Annotated in this window: 13 protein-coding genes, 1 tRNA gene and 1 pseudogene; 12 read left to right on the top strand and 3 right to left on the bottom strand. The window is 60.7% G+C overall.

The annotated features are described in order from the left end of the window. Positions 1-57: 57 nt before the first annotated feature. The 12 genes and pseudogenes from ACSFE6_RS05900 to ACSFE6_RS05845 all read left to right on the top strand — a co-directional run bounded on the left by ACSFE6_RS05900 (position 58) and on the right by ACSFE6_RS05845 (position 13,926). Complete coding sequence (locus ACSFE6_RS05900; RefSeq protein ID WP_435426723.1) at positions 58-1,125, top strand: putative urea ABC transporter substrate-binding protein; 1,068 nt, start codon at positions 58-60, stop codon at positions 1,123-1,125. Between the two features lie 15 nt (positions 1,126-1,140). After that, positions 1,141-1,956: an ABC transporter permease gene (locus ACSFE6_RS05895; protein ID WP_435426722.1), complete on the top strand. Its 816-nt coding sequence runs from the start codon at positions 1,141-1,143 to the stop codon at positions 1,954-1,956. Beyond that, positions 1,953-2,741 carry an ABC transporter ATP-binding protein gene (locus tag ACSFE6_RS05890; protein WP_435426721.1) on the top strand — a complete coding sequence of 263 codons (789 nt, stop codon included), beginning with the start codon at positions 1,953-1,955 and terminating at the stop codon, positions 2,739-2,741. Before ACSFE6_RS05895 ends, ACSFE6_RS05890 begins: the two co-directional genes overlap by 4 nt. Before the next feature lie 12 nt (positions 2,742-2,753). Next, positions 2,754-3,479, top strand: a complete 726-nt coding sequence (locus ACSFE6_RS05885; protein ID WP_435426720.1) for an urea amidolyase associated protein UAAP1 — start codon at positions 2,754-2,756, stop codon at positions 3,477-3,479. 11 nt (positions 3,480-3,490) lie between these two features. Next, on the top strand, positions 3,491-4,132 hold the full coding sequence (locus ACSFE6_RS05880) for an urea amidolyase associated protein UAAP2 (RefSeq protein WP_435426719.1): 642 nt from the start codon (positions 3,491-3,493) through the stop codon (positions 4,130-4,132). Between the two features lie 273 nt (positions 4,133-4,405). Then, complete coding sequence (gene uca / locus ACSFE6_RS05875) at positions 4,406-8,053, top strand: urea carboxylase (protein WP_435426718.1); 3,648 nt, start codon at positions 4,406-4,408, stop codon at positions 8,051-8,053. Between the two features lie 24 nt (positions 8,054-8,077). Continuing rightward, positions 8,078-9,841 (top strand): allophanate hydrolase, encoded by a 1,764-nt coding sequence (gene atzF / locus ACSFE6_RS05870; protein ID WP_435426717.1) that lies wholly within the window; start codon positions 8,078-8,080, stop codon positions 9,839-9,841. 204 nt (positions 9,842-10,045) lie between these two features. Further along, on the top strand, positions 10,046-11,551 hold the full coding sequence (locus ACSFE6_RS05865; RefSeq protein WP_435426716.1) for a sensor domain-containing diguanylate cyclase: 1,506 nt from the start codon (positions 10,046-10,048) through the stop codon (positions 11,549-11,551). Beyond that, positions 11,526-11,756, top strand: coding sequence for a cysteine-rich CWC family protein (locus ACSFE6_RS05860; RefSeq protein WP_435426715.1), 231 nt, complete (start codon positions 11,526-11,528; stop codon positions 11,754-11,756). The genes ACSFE6_RS05865 and ACSFE6_RS05860 overlap by 26 nt, the downstream gene beginning before the upstream one ends. Positions 11,757-11,790: 34 nt before the next feature. Further along, positions 11,791-12,483: pseudogene (locus ACSFE6_RS05855) on the top strand (pseudouridine synthase). A 313-nt stretch (positions 12,484-12,796) separates the two neighbouring features. Then, positions 12,797-13,681 carry an alpha/beta fold hydrolase gene (locus ACSFE6_RS05850; RefSeq protein WP_435426714.1) on the top strand — a complete coding sequence of 295 codons (885 nt, stop codon included), beginning with the start codon at positions 12,797-12,799 and terminating at the stop codon, positions 13,679-13,681. 171 nt (positions 13,682-13,852) lie between these two features. Further along, a tRNA-Gly gene (locus tag ACSFE6_RS05845) sits at positions 13,853-13,926 on the top strand. Positions 13,927-14,857: 931 nt separating this feature from the next. Here ACSFE6_RS05845 and ACSFE6_RS05840 read toward each other — a convergent pair. The 3 genes from ACSFE6_RS05840 to ACSFE6_RS05830 all read right to left on the bottom strand — a co-directional run bounded on the left by ACSFE6_RS05840 (position 14,858) and on the right by ACSFE6_RS05830 (position 18,574). Continuing rightward, a complete protein-coding gene (locus tag ACSFE6_RS05840) occupies positions 14,858-15,619 on the bottom strand; it encodes a DNA adenine methylase (RefSeq protein WP_435426713.1) in 762 nt (253 codons plus the stop codon). 157 nt (positions 15,620-15,776) lie between these two features. Continuing rightward, the gene (locus ACSFE6_RS05835) at positions 15,777-16,820 is read right to left on the bottom strand and encodes a phage portal protein (protein ID WP_435426712.1); all 1,044 of its coding nucleotides are present in this window, start codon (positions 16,818-16,820) and stop codon (positions 15,777-15,779) included. Next, complete coding sequence (locus ACSFE6_RS05830) at positions 16,820-18,574, bottom strand: terminase ATPase subunit family protein (protein WP_435426711.1); 1,755 nt, start codon at positions 18,572-18,574, stop codon at positions 16,820-16,822. The genes ACSFE6_RS05835 and ACSFE6_RS05830 overlap by 1 nt, the downstream gene beginning before the upstream one ends. Between the last annotated feature and the right edge of the window lie 42 nt (positions 18,575-18,616).

Below are 18,616 nucleotides of genomic sequence, written 5' to 3'. Positions count from 1 at the left end.
CACCGTTAACGGTGCCGCGTTGACTCCTGCCCGCCCTCGATCAACTGGAGAACCACCATGCCCCAGCTTCGTTTACCCACTCTGCTCGCCGCTGCATTCACAGCCTTCGTGAGCCTCTCTTCCCACGCTGCGCCAAAAGACCACTTCAGCGTTTGCTGGACGATCTACGCCGGCTGGATGCCCTGGGAATATGCCGGCAGCCAGGGCATCGTCGACAAATGGGCGAAGAAGTACGGCATCAAGATCGATGTGGTGCAGCTCAACGACTACGTCGAATCCATCAACCAGTACACCGCTGGCCAATTCGATGGCTGCACCATGACCAACATGGATGCGCTGACCATCCCGGCCGCCGGTGGCGTCGACAGCACGGCGCTGATCGTCAGCGATTTCTCCAACGGCAACGACGGCATCGTGCTCAAGGGCGAAGGCAAGCAAGTCACCGACCTCAAGGGCATGGACGTCAACCTGGTGGAGCTGTCGGTCTCTCACTACTTGCTGGCCCGGGCCCTGGACTCGGTGGACCTCACCGAGAAAGACCTGAAGGTGGTCAACACCTCCGACGCCGACATCTCGGCCGCCTTCAACACCGAGCAGGTCAACGCCGTCACTACCTGGAACCCGATGCTGTCGGACATCAAGGCCAAGCCGGCAGTGACCGAAGTCTTCAACTCCAGCCAGATTCCCGGCGAGATCATGGACATGATGGTGGTCAACTCCCAGACCCTCAAGGACAACCCGGCCCTGGGCAAGGCGCTGACTGGCGCCTGGTTTGAAGTGGTCGAGCTGATGAACGCGAAAAACGCCGCCGGCAAAGCGGCTCTGGAACACATGGCCAAGGCCTCCGGCACCGATCTGGCCGGCTTCCAGGCGCAACTGGACACCACAAAACTGTTCGCCACGCCCAAGGAAGCCCTGGCGTTCAGCACCAGCAAGCAATTGCCGGAAACCATGCGCCGGGTCGCCGAATTTTCCTTCCAGCACGGCTTGCTGGGTGAGGGCGCCAAGGACACCAGCGCGGTCGGCATGGCCTTCGCCAACGGCGTGACCAGCGGCGACAAAGGCAACCTCAAGCTGCGCTTCGACCCCAGCTACGTGCAAATGGCCGCCGACGCCCAGTTGTAAGAAGAGGACCTGGCCATGCGCCTGATCAATCGCCACCCGGATCGCCCGAGTCGCCTGTTGCTGGTGATCCTGCCGTTCGCCCTGGTGTTGCTCGCCTACTTCATGGGGTCGGCCGAGCGACTGATGGATAACCCCAACGACAAGCTGTTGCCCAGCGCCGTGCAGATGACCGACGCGGTGAAACGCCTGGCCTTCGTCGCCGATACCCGCACCGGTGAATACGTGCTGTGGCAGGACACCGTTTCCAGCCTGCGCCGCCTGGCCATCGGCCTGGGCATCAGCGCATTGGCCGGGCTGTGCCTGGGTATGGCCACCGGCACCCTGCCGCTGTTCGGCGCGCCGTTGTCGCCGTTGCTGACGGTACTGTCGATGGTACCGCCACTGGCGATCCTGCCGATCCTGTTCATCGTCTTTGGCCTGGGCGAGTTATCGAAAGTCATGCTGATCGTGATCGGCATCACCCCGGCCCTGGCCCGAGATCTGGAACAGCGTGCCCGGGAGATTCCCGTGGAGCTGCTGATCAAGGCCCAGACCCTCGGCGCCTCGACCTGGACCCTGATGCTGCGAGTGGTGCTGCCGCAATTGCTGCCGCGCCTGTTGATCTCGCTACGGCTGATGCTCGGTTCGGCTTGGCTGTTCCTGATCGCCGCCGAAGCCATCGCCTCCATTGACGGCCTTGGCTACCGGATTTTCCTGGTGCGCCGTTACCTGGCGATGGACGTGATCCTGCCCTATGTGGTGTGGATCACCCTGCTCGCCTGGCTGATGGATTGGGGCCTCAAATACCTGACCCGTCGAGCGTTCCCCTGGTATGAGGGGGCCGCCAAATGAGCTTCATCACCGTCAAGAACGTCTGGCAGCAATACGCCGATCAGGTGGTGCTCGAAGGCCTGAACCTGAGCGTCAACGAGGGCGAGTTCTGCACGCTTGTGGGCGCCTCCGGTTGCGGTAAATCGACCTTCCTGCGGTTGTTGCTCGGACAGGAAAAAGCCAGTCGCGGCGAGATCCTGCTCGACGGTCAACCGCTGGCCAGCGAGCCGGATGCCAGTCGTGGCGTGGTGTTCCAGCGTTACTCGGTGTTCCCGCACCTGAGCGTGCTGGATAACGTCGCCCTCGGCCTCGAATTGCCACGTTCGCCGCTGTTGGGCCGGCTGTTCGGCAGCGCCAAAAAAGAGGCCCGCGAACAGGCCTCGGTACTGCTGCACAAGGTCGGCCTCGGCCACGCACTGGACAAGTACCCGGCGCAGCTTTCCGGCGGCATGCAACAACGGCTGGCCATCGCCCAGGCGTTGATCATGAAACCCCGCGTGTTGCTGCTCGACGAACCTTTCGGCGCCCTCGATCCGGGAATCCGCAAAGACATGCACGCCTTGCTGCTGGAGCTGTGGCGCGAGACGCAGCTGACGGTGTTCATGGTCACCCACGACCTGTCCGAAGGCTTCAGTCTCGGCACCCGCTTGCTGGTGTTCGACAAGGTTCGCCTCGACCCGCACGCCCCCGGTGCCTATGGCGCGCGCATCACCTACGACATCCCGTTGAACAGCGACCGCCGCGCCAGCCGTACCGCCGTCGACGCCCTGCCGGCACCAACGGCAGGCACGCTTCGTATCGCTTAGAGGAACTATGAAATGACTGATTCGACCCAACTGTTCCCGCCCTTCGCCGAAGAAATGCTCCCCGGCGGCGGCCATCGTTCGTTCGTGCTCAAACGCGGCCAATTGCTGCGCCTGACCGATATTCGCGGCGGCGCCAACGTCAGCCTGACGCTGCTCAACGCCAACGAGAAAACCGAGCGCCTGAACCTGCCCGACAGCCTCAAATGCCAACACACCGCCAAGCTCACCACCGGCCATTGCCTGTATTCGGACATGGGCCGCGTGCTGGCGGCGATCACTGCCGACACCTGCGGCTGGAGCGACAGCCTCGGCGGCGTGCTTTGCGCCGAAGAAGTGGCGGCAAAATACGGCACCGGGCGCTATCAGGAACTGCGCAACGGCTTCTTCCGCAACGGTACCGACAACCTGCTGGTCGAGCTCGGCAAATGGGGATTGGGCCTGTCGGACCTGTTGATGACGCTCAATCTGTTTAGCCGTGTGAATGTCGATGAAGGCGGACGTTTCCACTTCGTCGAGGGCAACTCCAAGGCCGGCGACTACATCGAGTTGTACGCACCGATGGACACCCTGGTGGTGCTCACCGCCCTGCAACACCCGATGGATCCCTCGCCGGAATACGCACCGAAACCCTTGAAGCTGAGCTGGATGAACGCCGACCCCAGCGTCGCCGAACACTGCCGCACCTCGCGCCCGGAAAACGAGCGCGGCTTCATCAACACCGACCGTCTGTTCGCTTGAGGATCGCTGTCATGTCACTTGCACTCGCTAACGTTGCCAAGCAACCCGAAGCCGCGATCTACCGCGCCACCATCCCCGCCGGCGAACCCTGGCTGATGGAGGTCAAGGCCGGCCAGACCCTGCGCATCCTCGACCTGGAAGGTAATCAGGCGGTGGACACATTGTTCTACAGCGTGGCCAACCCGAAGGAACGCTACGACGTGCAGCGCACATTGCGCCGCCAGAACAGCGTCTACCTGAGTACCGGCAGCGTGCTGTATTCCAACCTCGGCAAACCAATGCTGACCATCGTCGCCGACACCTGCGGCCGTCACGACACCCTGGGTGGCGCCTGTGCGCAAGAGAGCAACACCGTGCGCTACGCCCTGGAAAAACGCTACATGCATAGCTGCCGCGATAACTACCTGCGCGCCTGCGTCCACGATGGGCGCCTGGGCAAGGGTGACATCGGGCCGAACATCAACTTCTTCATGAACGTACCGGTCACCGCCGACGGCGGGCTGACCTTCGAAGACGGGATTTCCGCACCGGGCAAATACGTCGACCTGCGCGCCGAGATGGATGTGATTGTCCTGATCTCCAACTGCCCGCAACTGAACAACCCGTGCAACGCCTACAACCCGACACCTGCGGAGCTTTTGGTATGGAACTGAGTCGATTGCGTCGATTGTTGTTTGCCCTGTGCCAGGCCCGTTCGGGGCAGTGCTTCAAACCTCGAAATCACCACTAACCCCTGTGGGAGCGGGCTTGCCCGCGATTGCGGAGTGTCAGTCGACATCAATGTTGAATGTGAAGGCCTCATCGCGGGCAAGCCCGCTCCCACAGGTTTCGTGGTGTTTGTAATGAGCTGATTCTGCCGTCGGGGACGACCCCGGCGCTCATCGAAAAACTGCGGGACGGCCCGCATCCCCACCAGGGGTAATGTCATGTTCGAAAAAGTCCTGATCGCCAACCGAGGCGCCATTGCCTGCCGCATCCTGCGTACCCTGCGCGACCTGCATGTCCAGGGCGTCGCCGTTTATTCCGAAGCCGATGCCGCCAGCCTGCACATCTTGCAAGCCGATGAAGCCCATAGCCTCGGTGAAGGCGCAGCTGCCGGAACGTATCTGGCGGTGGAAAAAATCCTCACCATCGCCCAATCCAGCGGCGCCACGGCAATCCATCCCGGCTACGGTTTCCTTTCGGAAAACGCAGCATTCGCCGAAGCCTGTGAAGCCGCCGGTATTGCGTTCATCGGCCCAACGCCAGAGCAGTTGCGCGTATTCGGCCTCAAGCACACCGCCCGCGCGCTGGCCAAGCAACACGGTGTGCCGATGCTCGAAGGCACCGAACTGCTGGACAGCCTCGAGGCGGCCCTGATGGCCGGCGAACAGGTCGGTTATCCGGTGATGCTCAAAAGCACTGCTGGTGGGGGCGGTATCGGCATGCGCGTGTGCCGTAGCGCGGCGGAGCTGAGCGAATCCTTCGAAGCGGTCAAACGCCTGGGCCAGAACAACTTCAGCGATGCCGGCGTGTTCATCGAAAAGTACATACAGCGCGCCCGGCACCTGGAAGTGCAGGTGTTCGGCGACGGCCAGGGTGACGTGATCGCCCTCGGCGTGCGCGATTGCTCGGTGCAACGGCGCAACCAGAAAGTTCTTGAAGAAACCCCGGCGCCGAACCTGCCTGAAGGCATGGCCGATGAGCTGTGCGCAGCGGCGATCAAACTAGCCAAAGCGGTGAATTATCGCAGCGCCGGCACCGTGGAGTTTGTGTTCGACAGCGACGCCCGGCGATTCTACTTTCTTGAAGTGAACACCCGCCTGCAGGTTGAGCATGGCGTCACCGAACAGGTCTGGGGCGTGGACCTGGTGCGCTGGATGGTAGAGCTGGCGGCCGGTGATCTGCCGCCGCTTGGCGAGTTGAGCCAGGGTTTGAAAGCCGAAGGTCATGCGATTCAGGCACGACTCTACGCCGAGGATCCGGGTCGGGATTTCCAGCCGAGCCCCGGTTTGCTCACTGCCGTGAGCTTCCCCGTCGCCGATGGCCAACGACTGCGCATCGACACCTGGGTCGAGGCCGGTTGCGAGATCCCGCCGTATTTCGACCCGATGATCGCCAAGGTCATCGCTTGGGCGCCGACCCGCGAAGAAGCCCGCGCCGACTTGCATTCGGCACTGGGCGACAGCCTGCTCTATGGCGTGGAAACCAACCGCGACTACCTGCGGCAGATTCTGCTGGATGCGCCGTTCGCCAGCGGCCAGCCGTGGACCCGTTGCCTCGAAGACCTGGTCTATCGCGCCAACACCTTTGAAGTGCTCAGTGCAGGCACTCAGACCAGCGTTCAGGACTACCCCGGCCGCCTCGGCTATTGGGCCGTGGGCGTACCGCCGTCCGGACCGATGGACAGTCGCGCCTTGCGACTGGGCAATCTTTTGCTCGGTAACGACGAAGGCGCAGCGGCACTGGAAATCACCATGAGTGGCCCGTTGCTTCGCTTCAATTGCGATGCGGTTGTGGCCGTGACCGGGGCGGTGATTCCCTTGACGCTGAATGGCGAAACCCTGCCAATGAACACTTCATTGCGGGTGCCGGCAGGCGCTACGTTGAGCCTCGGCACCATCACCGGTGCCGGCGCACGCAGTTACCTGTGCCTGCGCGGCGGCCTGCAAGTGCCGGATTATCTGGGCAGCAAAAGTACTTTTACCCTCGGCCAGTTCGGTGGCCACGGCGGTCGCGCATTGCGGGCCGGCGACGTGCTGCATGTGCCGGCCTTGGGCGATCACAGCACGGGCGCGCAACTGCCTGAAACCCAGGTCACGGAACTGCCCGCCGTGCGGAAAATCCGCGTGATCTACGGCCCCCACGGCGCCCCCGAATACTTCACGGAACACTACATCGACACCTTCTTCGCCACGCAATGGGAGGTGCATTTCAATTCCAGCCGCACCGGCGTTCGCCTGATCGGGCCGAAACCGGAATGGGTCCGCGCCGACGGCGGCGAGGCCGGGCTGCATCCGTCGAACATTCACGACAATCCCTACGCGATTGGTGCGGTGGATTTCACTGGCGACATGCCGGTGATCCTCGGCCCGGATGGTCCGAGCCTGGGCGGATTCGTATGCCCGGTGACGGTGATCGAGGCGGATCTGTGGCAGTTGGGGCAGCTCAAGGCCGGGGACAAGGTGCAGTTCCAACCTGTCGACCTCAAGACCGCCCGAAATCTCGCACTGAAATGGAACACCCCCTGTGGGAGCGAGCCTGCTCGCGAAAGCGGTGTGTCTGACACACAAATATTGACTGACACGCCCTCTTCGCGAGCAGGCTCGCTCCCACAAGGGATTGTGTCGCCTGTGGTGTTGGATATTGGTCAGAATGATACGAGGTTGGTTGCGAGGCTTTCCGGCGACACGCACCTGCTCCTGGAGATTGGCGCACCAGAGCTGGATCTTGTCCTGCGCTTCCGCGCCCACGCCCTCATGCAGGCCCTGGAAAGCAAACACCTGCATGGCGTGATCGACCTGACCCCCGGCATCCGCTCGCTGCAAGTGCACTACCAACCCGAGCAACTGCCGCTGGCGGACCTGCTCGGCATCGTCGCCGGTGAATGGGACGCCGTGTGCGCCGCCAAGGACCTGCAAGTACCGTCGCGCATTGTCCATCTGCCGCTGTCCTGGGACGACCCGGCGTGCCAGTTGGCCATTGAGAAATACATGACCACCGTGCGCAAGGACGCGCCTTGGTGCCCGAGCAACCTTGAATTCATCCGTCGCATCAACGACCTACCGAACCTGGATGAAGTACAGCGCACGGTGTTTGATGCCAGCTATCTGGTGATGGGCCTGGGTGACGTCTACCTCGGTGCACCGGTCGCCACCCCGCTCGATCCTCGTCATCGTCTGGTCACCACCAAATACAACCCGGCACGCACCTGGACCGCGGAAAACTCAGTGGGCATCGGTGGCGCCTACATGTGCGTCTACGGCATGGAGGGCCCCGGTGGTTATCAGTTCGTCGGTCGTACGTTGCAGATGTGGAATCGCTACCGCGAGGTCGCGGCGTTCGATGGCAAACCGTGGCTGCTGCGCTTCTTCGACCAGATCCGTTTCTACCCGGTGAGCGCTGACGAACTGCTGCGCATTCGCCGGGACTTCCCCCTCGGGCGCTTCGAGCTGGAGATCGAGCACAGCCAACTGAATCTCGCGGATTACCAGGCGTTTCTGGCGAAAGAGGCCGAGACCATCAGCGCTTTTCGGGATCAGCAACAAGGTGCTTTCAACGCCGAACGCGAACGCTGGATTGCCAGCGGGCAGGCGCATTTCGACAGCGAAGAAGCGGCTCTAGAAACGACCGAAGACACACCGCTGGGCAGCGATCAAATGAGCGTCGACAGCCATATCGCCGGCAACCTCTGGCAGGTCCAGGTGGACACCGGCAGCCGGGTCGAGGCTGGCGATGTGCTGGTGATTCTAGAGTCGATGAAGATGGAAATCCCCCTGCTCGCCCCCATGGCCGGCGTCGTGCGCGAGATTCGCGTGCAGCCCGGTTCGGCGGTGCGCGCCGGACAGCGCGTCGTGGTGCTGGAACTCGACTGACCCCATTTGAAAAGGACGAACACCATGAATCTGCAACTTGATGCCCTGCGTACAGCCTATCGCACCGGCCAGACCACGCCACGCCAACTGCTGTCGACCCTGCAGGAAAAAGCCGCTGCGCTGAACCCGGACTATCACCTGTTCATCCATTTGCTCAGTGCCGTGGAACTGGAGCCGTACCTCGCCGCACTCGAGTTGCGCGACATCGAAAGCCTGCCACTGTACGGCGTGCCCTTCGCGATCAAGGACAACATCGACCTGGCGGGCATCCCCACCACGGCGGCCTGTCCGGCGTTTGCCTACGTGCCGCAGCGCTCGGCCACCATCGTCGAGCAACTGCTGGCCCTCGGTGCGATTCCATTGGGCAAGACCAACCTCGACCAGTTCGCCACCGGTCTCAATGGCAGTCGCTCGCCCTACGGCGCCTGCCCGAACAGCGTGCTGCCGGAGTATCCGTCGGGAGGTTCCAGCGCAGGATCATCGTTAGCGGTCGCGTTGGGTGTGGCGAGTTTTGCCCTGGGCACCGACACCGCAGGCTCAGGCCGGGTGCCGGCGGCGTTGAACAATCTGGTCGGGATGAAAGCCACCAAAGGCTTGATCTCAACGGCGGGCGTGGTGCCGGCCTGTCGCACGCTCGATTGCGTGACCACGTTCACCGCCACTGCCCGGGAAGCCAGCCAGTTGCTCGCGCTCACGGCACGCCTGGATCCACTGGATGAGTACAGCCGCAGTAATCCGCTGTGGAATGATGGCTCGGCGTTCGGTGCAGTGCGCCCGTTCCGCTTTGGCGTGCCAAGGACGCAAGACCTGGAATTCTTCGGCTGTACCCAAGGTCCGGCGCTGTTCGAGGATGCCATCGAGCGCCTCAAAGCGTTGGGCGGCGAAGCGGTGGAACTCGATCTGTCGCCGTTTCTGGAGGCAGCGCGATTGCTTTACGAAGGGTCGTGGGTGGCTGAGCGCTACAGCGTGGCCGGTGAATTGATGGAGCAAAATCCCGAGGCCGTGCTGCCGGTGATTCGCGCGGTGCTGGCCAAGGCACCGACAGTAAGCGGTGTGCAAACATTCCGCGCCCAATACCGGCTTCAAGCGTTGAAAGCCCTGTGCGACAAAGCGCTAGAGAGTCTGGATTGCGTGATTACACCGACCATCGGCCGCCCTGTCACGTTGGCTGAACTGGAAGCTGAACCGGTGCAGCGCAATTCGGAACTGGGTTATTACACCAACTTCATGAACCTGCTCGACTATGCCGCCGTTGCGGTACCCAGCGGCTTCATGGACAACGACTTACCCTGGGGCGTGACGTTGTTTGGCCGGGCGTTTACCGATCAATACCTGCTAAGCGTGGCCGATGCTCTGCAAGGACTCTCGATGCCTGCTCCTGCTGCTGTCGCTCGCAACGATCGTGCGCGACTGGTGGTCTGCGGCGCGCATCTGGATGGTCTGACGTTGAACTGGCAACTCAAACAGCGTGGCGCGCGACTGGTTGAAACGACCTTCAGCTCACCCGACTATCAACTCTACGCCCTGGCGGGCGGCCCGCCCTTTCGTCCAGGCATGGTGCGGGTGAAAGAAGGCGGCGTGGCGATTGCCGTGGAAGTGTGGGATCTGCCGAGCAGCGAGTTGGGTTCGTTCCTGGCCGGCATCCCCGCGCCGCTCGGACTGGGCAAGGTGCAACTGGCGGATGGGCGCTGGGAGAGCGGGTTCATTTGCGAGGCGTATGGGTTGGAGGGGGCAGTTAACATCAGCCATTTGGGTGGATGGCGCGCGTACCTGAAAACCCTGGGTTAACCCAGAACCTGTGGGAGCGAGCCTGCTCGCGAAGGCGTCAGCACATTCACCAATGATGGCGCCTGATACACCGTTTTCGCGAGCAGGCTCGCTCCCACAAGGTCCAGGCACAATCCAGGATCATTCGCGGTGCACATGGAGCAGCTATTTCCCGGCCGTTACCACTAGAATGCTTGCCATCGGATCATTGCCAATGGAATTGCCATGCCGCTTCGCTCGCCGCTGTACTCTCAACGTTCGTTGGTACTCACGCTGGTCGCATTGCTGGGCGCAGGTTTCCTGGCCACTTCCTTTCTCAGCTACTACGCCTCGCGGGCGTCGATCCGCGACAACATCGTCAACACCGAACTGCCGCTGACATCGGACACTGTCTACTCGGAAATCCAGAAAGACCTTGTCAGACCGATCCTGATTTCTTCGATGATGGCCCGCGATACGTTCATGCGCGACTGGGTGGTCAACGGCGAACGCGACACTGAGCAGATGACCCGCTACCTCAACGAGGTCATGACCCACTACGGCGCCTACACCGCCTTCTTCGTCTCCAACCAAAGCCTGACCTACTACCACGCCAAAGGCGTCCTCAAACAGGTCAAGGCCACGGAACCACGCGATACCTGGTACTTTCGCGTGCGCGATATGAAAGCCCCCTACGAGATCAACGTCGATCCGGACCTGGCCAACCAAGACAACCTGACGGTTTTCATCAACTACAAGGTTTACGACTACAACGACCGGTTCATTGGCGTCGCAGGGGTTGGGCTGACGGTCGACGCCGTGATCAAGCTGATCGACAAATACCAGCAGCGCTACCAGCGCAGCGTGTACTTCGTCGACACCTTCGGACGCCTGGTGCTGACCGGCGCCGAAGGCGGGCCGGACGGTGCAGTGGCCGGGCAAACCCTGGGTGAACTGACCACCATGAAAAACCTGGTCAGCCAGTTGCCCAAGCCCCACAGCGGCAGCTACGAATATTCAGGCGAGGGCCAGGGGCATTTCCTCAACGTGCGCTTCATTCCGGAACTGAACTGGTATTTGTTCGTCGACAAACGCGAAGACGGCGACCTCAGCGACATCCGCCGCTCGCTCTACCTCAACCTGCTGATCTGCCTGGTGGTCACCCTGATCGTGCTGACCCTGCTCAACCGGGTGATCAAGCGGTATCAAAGCCGGATCCAGGCCCAGGCCACCCTCGACAGCCTGACCGAGTTGCCCAACCGACGCGGCTTCGACCTGCTGGCCGCGCAAGCCATGCATGAGGCCCAGCGCGAGCCCAAGCCACTGACCGCGCTGCTGCTGGACCTGGACCACTTCAAGGCCCTGAACGACACCTACGGTCACCTGGCCGGCGATCAGGTGCTGATCGGCTTCGCCCGCGACCTGGAGAGCTGCCTGCGTCATTCCGACATTGTCTGCCGCTGGGGCGGTGAAGAGTTCATCGTGTTGCTCAAGGACACTGACGGTGAGACAGGTCTGATGATTGCCGAGAAAATTCGCCAGCATGTGCAAGAGCAGCTTTATGCCTACAACGGCAATAGCTTGCATCTGACGGTCAGCATCGGCCTGACCACCCTTCAAACCGACGACACCTTGCACACTTTGCTGTCGCGGGCCGATCATGCGATGTATCGGGCCAAACAAAGTGGCCGCAACCGAACCTGCGTGGAAATGCCTCACTCCAGCTATGCCTATCCCTCAGAACCGGCCTGACCTCTGCCCGGCCTGCGGCGCATCAAACGATTGCGCCCTGGCCGATCCTCGAACCGCCGACCGGGCGTGCTGGTGCTACAGCGTCAGCATCGACCCCGCCGTGCTCGAAGCGCTCCCCGCCGAGCTGCGCAATGCCTCCTGCCTGTGCCCGCGCTGTGCCGAAGTCGATGCACAGCTGCAAGCAGCGACCCAGCCGATCAAGTAAGATGCGCGCCCCTTTCCTCACCGATTTTTGAGTCATGCGCGTCGACCGTTTCCTCAGCAACCTGCCCCGCTTCAACCGCAAGCAGGTGCGCCTGTTGCTGGTGGAAAAGCGCGTCAGGATCGACGGAACGATTGTCAGCGATCCCCATGCCGACGTCCGCGAGTTCAGCCGCGTCGAAGTCGATGACGAGGTCTTGCAAGCCGGCAAGCCGCTGCGCCACTTCATGCTGTAAAAACCCGCCGGATGCGTCAGCGCCACCCGCGACCCACAGCACCCCACCGTGCTCGACCTGATCCATGAACCGGACAAGGACGAATTGCACATCGCCGGTCGCCTGGATTTCAACACCACCGGCCTGATGCTGATCACCAACGACGGCAGTTGGTCAAGACGCCTGACCCAGCCGCAGACCAAATTGCCAAAGGTCTATTACGTCGAAACCGAACAAGACATCGGCCCGGAATACGCGATCAAGTTCACCGAAGGCCTGTACTTCGCGTTCGAAGACCTGACCACCCAACCGGCCGGGCTAGAGCTGCTGGGGCCGAAATCGGCACGCTTGAGCATCGTCGAAGGCCGTTACCATCAGGTGAAGCGCATGTTCGGTCACTTCGACAACAAGGTGCTGCGCCTGCACCGCGAACGCATGGGCCCGCTGGTACTCGACGACTCGCTGAAGCCGGGCGAATACCGCCCACTCAGCGATGAAGAGATCGCTCTGATCTAAGCCAACGACCGCTCAGCAGAAAGTTGTAGAACAATTTACCAACGGCACTTGCGCAATGATGTGACCCCTGCTTGAATCAGGACGTCGGCCGAAATGTGACCGACGAGTCACGACAAACTTCTAAGAAACTTTTTGCCGGTAGGAACCCATGGGTTCCGGCCTCACCCGGCAGACTGCCCGCCAATAACAATACCCGTCGACCGGACTGCATTGGATCGACATGGGCCTGCAAATTCCAAGGCATATGCCTACCTGTCACAAAGCTCGTGCAATCTCTTTTGCGCGCATACCCGCTTGCCAGGAGTCTTATGACATGAGGCCAGAAATCGCTGTGCTGGATATACAGGGTCAGTACCGGGTTTACACGGAGTTCTATCGCGCAGACGCCGCAGAGAAGACCATTATTCTGGTCAACGGCTCGATGGCCACGACTGCGTCGTTTGCCCAAACCGTGAAAAACCTCTACCCGCATTTCAATGTGGTCTGCTACGACCAGCCCTACGCGGGCAAGTCAAAAGCCCACAACCTGCATGAGAAAATGCTGACCAAGGAAATCGAAGGGCAGATCCTCCTGGAGCTGATCGACCACTTCGCCGCCGAACACGTGCTGTCTTTTTCCTGGGGTGGCGCCGCGACCATGGTCGCGCTGTCGCAACGGCCACGACGCATCGAAAAAGCGGTGATCAGTTCGTTCTCTCCGATCATCAACGCCCACATGCTCGATTACCTCGAGCGCGGTGTGGATTACCTCGGCAGCCGCGACGGCGACCGGGTCGGGCATCTGGTGAACGACACCATCGGCAAACACTTGCCGTCGTTGTTCAAGCGTTTCAACTACCGGCATGTCAGCTCCCTGGCCGAGCATGAGTACGGGCAGATGCACTTCCACATCAACGATGTGCTGCACAGTGATCGGCAGTGCTACCTGAACGCGGCAAAGAAAATCAATGTACCGGTGCTGTTCATGAACGGCGAATGGGACGAATACACCGCCGCCGAAGACGCCCGGCTGTTCGCCAACCATGTACAACACGGCACGTTCAGCACCCTGCAGGCCACCGGCCACTTCCTCGACCTGGAGCACAAAGCCGCCTGCCGAGACAGCCGCAACGCACTGATGGGGTTCCTGAAGCCGGCACAGCATGAAAGCCGACCGCGTTTTAACTACGTCCAGGACCACCATGCATTGGCCATCTGAAACAGCGTCATCGCGAGCAAGCCCCGCTCTACAGTGTTAAGCGCATTCCTGTAGGAGCGAGGCTTGCCCGCGAACGACCATCGCGAGTGATACATTCGACGCTAGAGCCATCGGCCACAAAGAAAAACTTCATTTCCACGGCCACATCTGGTACAAAGTCAGCCGCTCCAAGCGGGTGTCGTATAATGGCATTACTCCAGCTTCCCAAGCTGATAACGAGGGTTCGATTCCCTTCACCCGCTCCACTATTTTCAAGGCTTCCAGCGGTATCGAGGCGACGTTGCGTAGAACTGGTGACAGTTTTGGTGACAGTTACTGAAATCTGGAAGCGTTTGCGCACCAGCGTGAGTGCGCAACATCTGACGAACCTGTGCCAGCGCCCTCACCCTAGACGCTTTTGGCTTTTCATGTTGACCCATCGGAAAACGGTTAGGACGGTTAGTTTTTGACTGACTGCCCTGAAAGCCTTGTGCTGCGCGGCTTTGCGACAACTGCCGTAGGTTAGGTTTTGGTTAGCACTGGGTTATTTACTAACCTTTATAGATGTTAAAAAACCAATAAGTAAATCCCTTATAAATCAATACTTTACGATTTACTAACCTCAAACCTAACCATAACTAACCCTCCAAAGTTAGTCCTCAAGCCCAATAAATACGGGCCTTCCATGCCCTCCGGACACGCCTTTTCAAAAACTAACCCTTTTCCCGAGCCACCTCTCAGAATCGCCCCAGATCGCGCTCCAGCCAGCCTCTCAAAACAGCCCACCCGTGCAGGGATTCGCAGGCTTTTTCGCCCCCATCAATGCCAGAACAAGCCCAGCCAGGCCCGCGTCGCAGCACCTGCAGGGAGTGCAGAAAAAACGACACATTTAGCCCGCAGGCGTGGCGGGGGGACGACTGCGCGCGCCAGGTGCAGACCGAGGTGCCAGCAGCCGGAGTGTCCGCAGAACGGACACCACCCTGGACATGCCACCCTCGCCGCCAATCGCGCATCAGCCGAGCACCGCACCGATCGATCCCCCTGAAATACCTGATCGAACCGGCCTTGAAACTGGCTATTGACCCGTCGAAATGCTAGTGTTTGCTGGGGCCTTGCATATCTGAAAGGGACAAAACTTTCGTGTGCACGGAGCCAAAAAAAGCCGCCTCAAGGGCGGCTTTTTCGTTGGTGCGATTGTTACCAGTTGAAGTAGATCAGCTCGTTGACCTGCTTGCCGCCCTGCCCCCCAACCATATGCCGAAATGGCACTTCCTTCAGGCGAAGCCCCGAGAACACCTCACGGATCTTCGGGTGGTCGTTGATTGAGATGACCATGTGGCCCTTGATCGATGCAGCCAGCTCAGCCATTACCTGGAACTGTTCGAAGTTGAAGCCACCAGGTGCGTACCCTGCCGTTTCCCAGTAAGGCGGATCGAGATAGAACAGGGTGTGCGGGCGATCGTACCGGCGGATGCATTCTTTCCAGTCGAGGTGCTCGATGGTGGTCCGAGCCAACCGCAGGTGCGCCTCGCTGAGCTTCTCCTCGATTCGCAACAGATTCAGCCTGGGCGGCGAAGTGGTCGCGGTACCGAAGGTGCGACCAGTGGGCTTGGCGCCAAAGCATTGCTGCTGCAGGTAGAAAAACCGCGCCGCCCGCTGGATGTCAGTCAGCGTTTCCGGGATCTGCATGTTGGTCCACTCGAACATCTTACGGCTGACCAGCGACCAGCGAAATTGCCGGACCAACTCCTCCAGGTGATGCGCCACCACACGGTACAGGTTGACCACTTCACCATCGTAGTCGTTGATTACTTCCACATGACTCTGCTCTTTCATGAAGAACAATGCTGCGCCACCGCAGAACGGCTCGACATAGCATTCGTGCTCAGGGAACTCAGGGAGAATGTGTTTTGCCATGCGGCGTTTGCCGCCCATCCAGGGGAAAATAGGTTGCGACATAAGTGATCCTTGTCTCTGTCTACGGATTCGCTTAGGCTTCGCACCCCCTGCGCAGAGGGGCGAGGCCTCGGTTGGATCACTCGGCTAGCTCGAGCGTTTCGACGTCGGGCTGGTGTTGACGCACCAGCCCGACGCCTCGTTCACTGCGCAGGGGGTTTCACCCTTGCGCCGGTACCTCATACGGCCGGAAGCTCACCACCTCCTCTCCCAGCCAGTCATTGATTTGCAGCAACCTGGCTTGCTCCGGCTCCAGCTCGTTGACAGCCCAGACCTGAGCCGCATCGCGGATCGATCCAAACCCCCCAGCGTTTTGTGGAACCACGCCCATCAGTTGAGGCGGAATCCTCAGCATGGCGAGCTGATCATCACGGCTGATGTTCTTGATCGCACCGAAGTCGTCCTTCGCGGCGACCTCGCTGATCGGGATCAACTGAATGCCGTCCTTCTTCCCATTCGGGGCGTACATGAACAGGTTGCGAAAGTTGCCCGGGCCTTTGCTGCTCTTCATTGCATCGCGAAGGTCGGTGACGAAATCCTCGTTCTGCGCGGCGTCGGTCATATAGAGGATGAAACCGGCGTGACTGCCGTTCTGGTAATACTTGCGGCGGAACAGCGTGGCGCTTTCATTGAGCAACGCGCTCTGCAGAGCCGGCAGCCACTCAGGCAGCCCGTAGATTTCCTGGTTGATGTCCGCCACCCGAAGGTGGCACACACTCCCGGACTTGAATTCGTGCTCGTCCTGCCAGCCCTTCACCTGGTAGTAGGTGTCCAGGTCGACGCCTCGGCGCATGTACTTCGCCAGGCAGGGTTTCAGGCCCATGGCCTGCCGGAGCATGTTGTCGCGCTTCTCCAGATAGAGATTTCCCGACCATCCCCAATCCATGACGATTTGCTCGAAGGCCTGCCGGCTCAGCAGTCGGTGCGGAATGAACGTGCGGGCCAATGCGTTGCGCTTGAAGATCAGGCCCGACTGCAGGTAAACACTCGCTTTCGAGGATTTCGCCAAGCCATCCAGCGGGACCGGTGGTTCGTACCAGCGGCCGTTGGACCAGCACTCCAGATAGTCGAGTATCTCCCTGCCATCGAGCACCGGTACCGGATCGCCGAAGGTGAATGCCATCGACGGGCCGCCCCCGGTTTTGACCAGGAGTTCACCTTCGGTTGGTTGCGACGTGGTCGGCTGTTCCTGGGGGCTGCTCATCAGAAAAACTCCATTAGGCCGCTGTTGGCCACGGTCTGACCCTCCAGCGGCTCGTTGTGCAATGCATGAAAGAGTGCCCACGCCAGATCGGCGTGGCCGGTGTTGTCAGTTCGTCCGGCGGTGTAGGTGAACTGGCGCCCACCTGCGGTGACGGTCTTGCGGATGGCCATCAGCGACTGGGCCAAGTCTGTCCAGCCGGCATCAAACTCCAGCCGCCCCTTGCTGATCACGTCCCAAGCCTTCATCACCAGACGGGTCTTGACCTCGGGGCTGTAGGAGAACGTCCGCAACGCGGGGAAGAATTGACGCACCAGCTGCGCCACGGCGCTGCCGAGGCCGGTAGTGTCAATACCGATGTAGGTGACCCAATAGCGGCGTGTGACTTGGCGAATCGTCTCGGCCTGAGCGGCGAAGTCCATCCCACGGAACTGGTGTCGCTCCAGCACGCGGAACTTGCCACCCGGCACCAATGGCGGCGCAACCACGATCAGGCCGGCGGTGTCGCCCGACTCTGCCGGGTCATACCCCACCCAGACCTGCCGGTCAGCGAAGGGTCTGGCAGCAAAGGGCTGGTAGTCCGTCCAGATCGACCAACTGTCCACCATGCACGGCTGCAGCATGTTCAGGGGGAAGATGCTCGCGCCGTCGTCGACAAACTGGCACATCAGCAGATTCTGGAACGCCGCCGCGTCGTACTCGAGTCGCAGCTCGTCGATATCGAACAGGTCGCAGCCCCTTTCCTCCGCGTCCAGGATGGTGACGATCTGACGCCAGATCCGGTCGTCGCAGAGCTTGCCCTGCTGCAGAGCGTCGTGGCTGACATCCAGTTTCAATTGCTGGGCGGTCGGCTTGCCCTTGTTGAAACGTTCCCCGGTCCAGAAGGTGTATGCCTCATGCGCCATCGAACTGGGCGTCGAGAAGTACGTCCGGCGGTATTGTTTCTGCATCGCCATGCCGGAGGCGACCTTGTTCAACTCATTGAACTTGAAGGTCCAGAAGAATTCGTCGAAGTAGAAGTTACCGTGATAGCCCTGGGCGGTCCTAGCGTTGGTACCGAGGAAATGCAGCTCGGCGCCGTTCGGCAGAATGATCGGGTCACCGGTGAGATCAACCTCCACCACCTCTCGGGCGAAGGCTTGGATGTAGGCCTTGAAAATGTGGGCCTGCGCCTTGCTGGCGGACAGGAATATCTGGTTGCGACCGGTGGTCAGCGCATCGATCAACGCCTCCCGGGCGAAGTAGTAGGTCGCGCCGATCTGACGGCTTTTCAGAATGGCTCGGGTGCGCTGATTGCCCGCGCGGTACCAGTCCTTCTGGTAATCGAAGCAACCATCAAGAAACGCCTCGATCAACTTCTCGACGGCTTCCTCTGGGATATCGTTGCGCTTGGGCTTACGCTTCTCCCCGGCGTTTCGCTTGGCCAGTTCAGGGTTGAGGTCTGTCTCGGTACCGCCGTCCTGGTAGCGCTGAATTCTGGACTGCCGCTCCAATTGCCGGTGGAGCAGGTCGATTTCCTTGTAGTCCGCGCCGGACTTGGGGTCCTTGAGAATCAGCTGCACCAGACGGGCCTCAGTGGCCGCCTGGATACGTTCGAGCGGTGTAGCCCGGTCCCATTCGTCGCGAGCTTTCCAACTGTGAAGGGTCTTTTCCTTCTCGCCGATCAGCTCGGCAATCTCGCACACACGGTATCCCTGCCAATACAGGTGCTTGGCATGCCGGCGGTGATCAGTGGGTAGTTCGACGATAGCGTTCATGGCGCAGATGCTGCCGTTCGCGCGCGTGCGGCCCTAACACCG

The organism is Pseudomonas baetica, from assembly GCF_051216495.1.
GTDB lineage: Bacteria > Pseudomonadota > Gammaproteobacteria > Pseudomonadales > Pseudomonadaceae > Aquipseudomonas > Aquipseudomonas baetica_B.
This window is presented reverse-complemented; position numbering and strand designations above follow the sequence as displayed.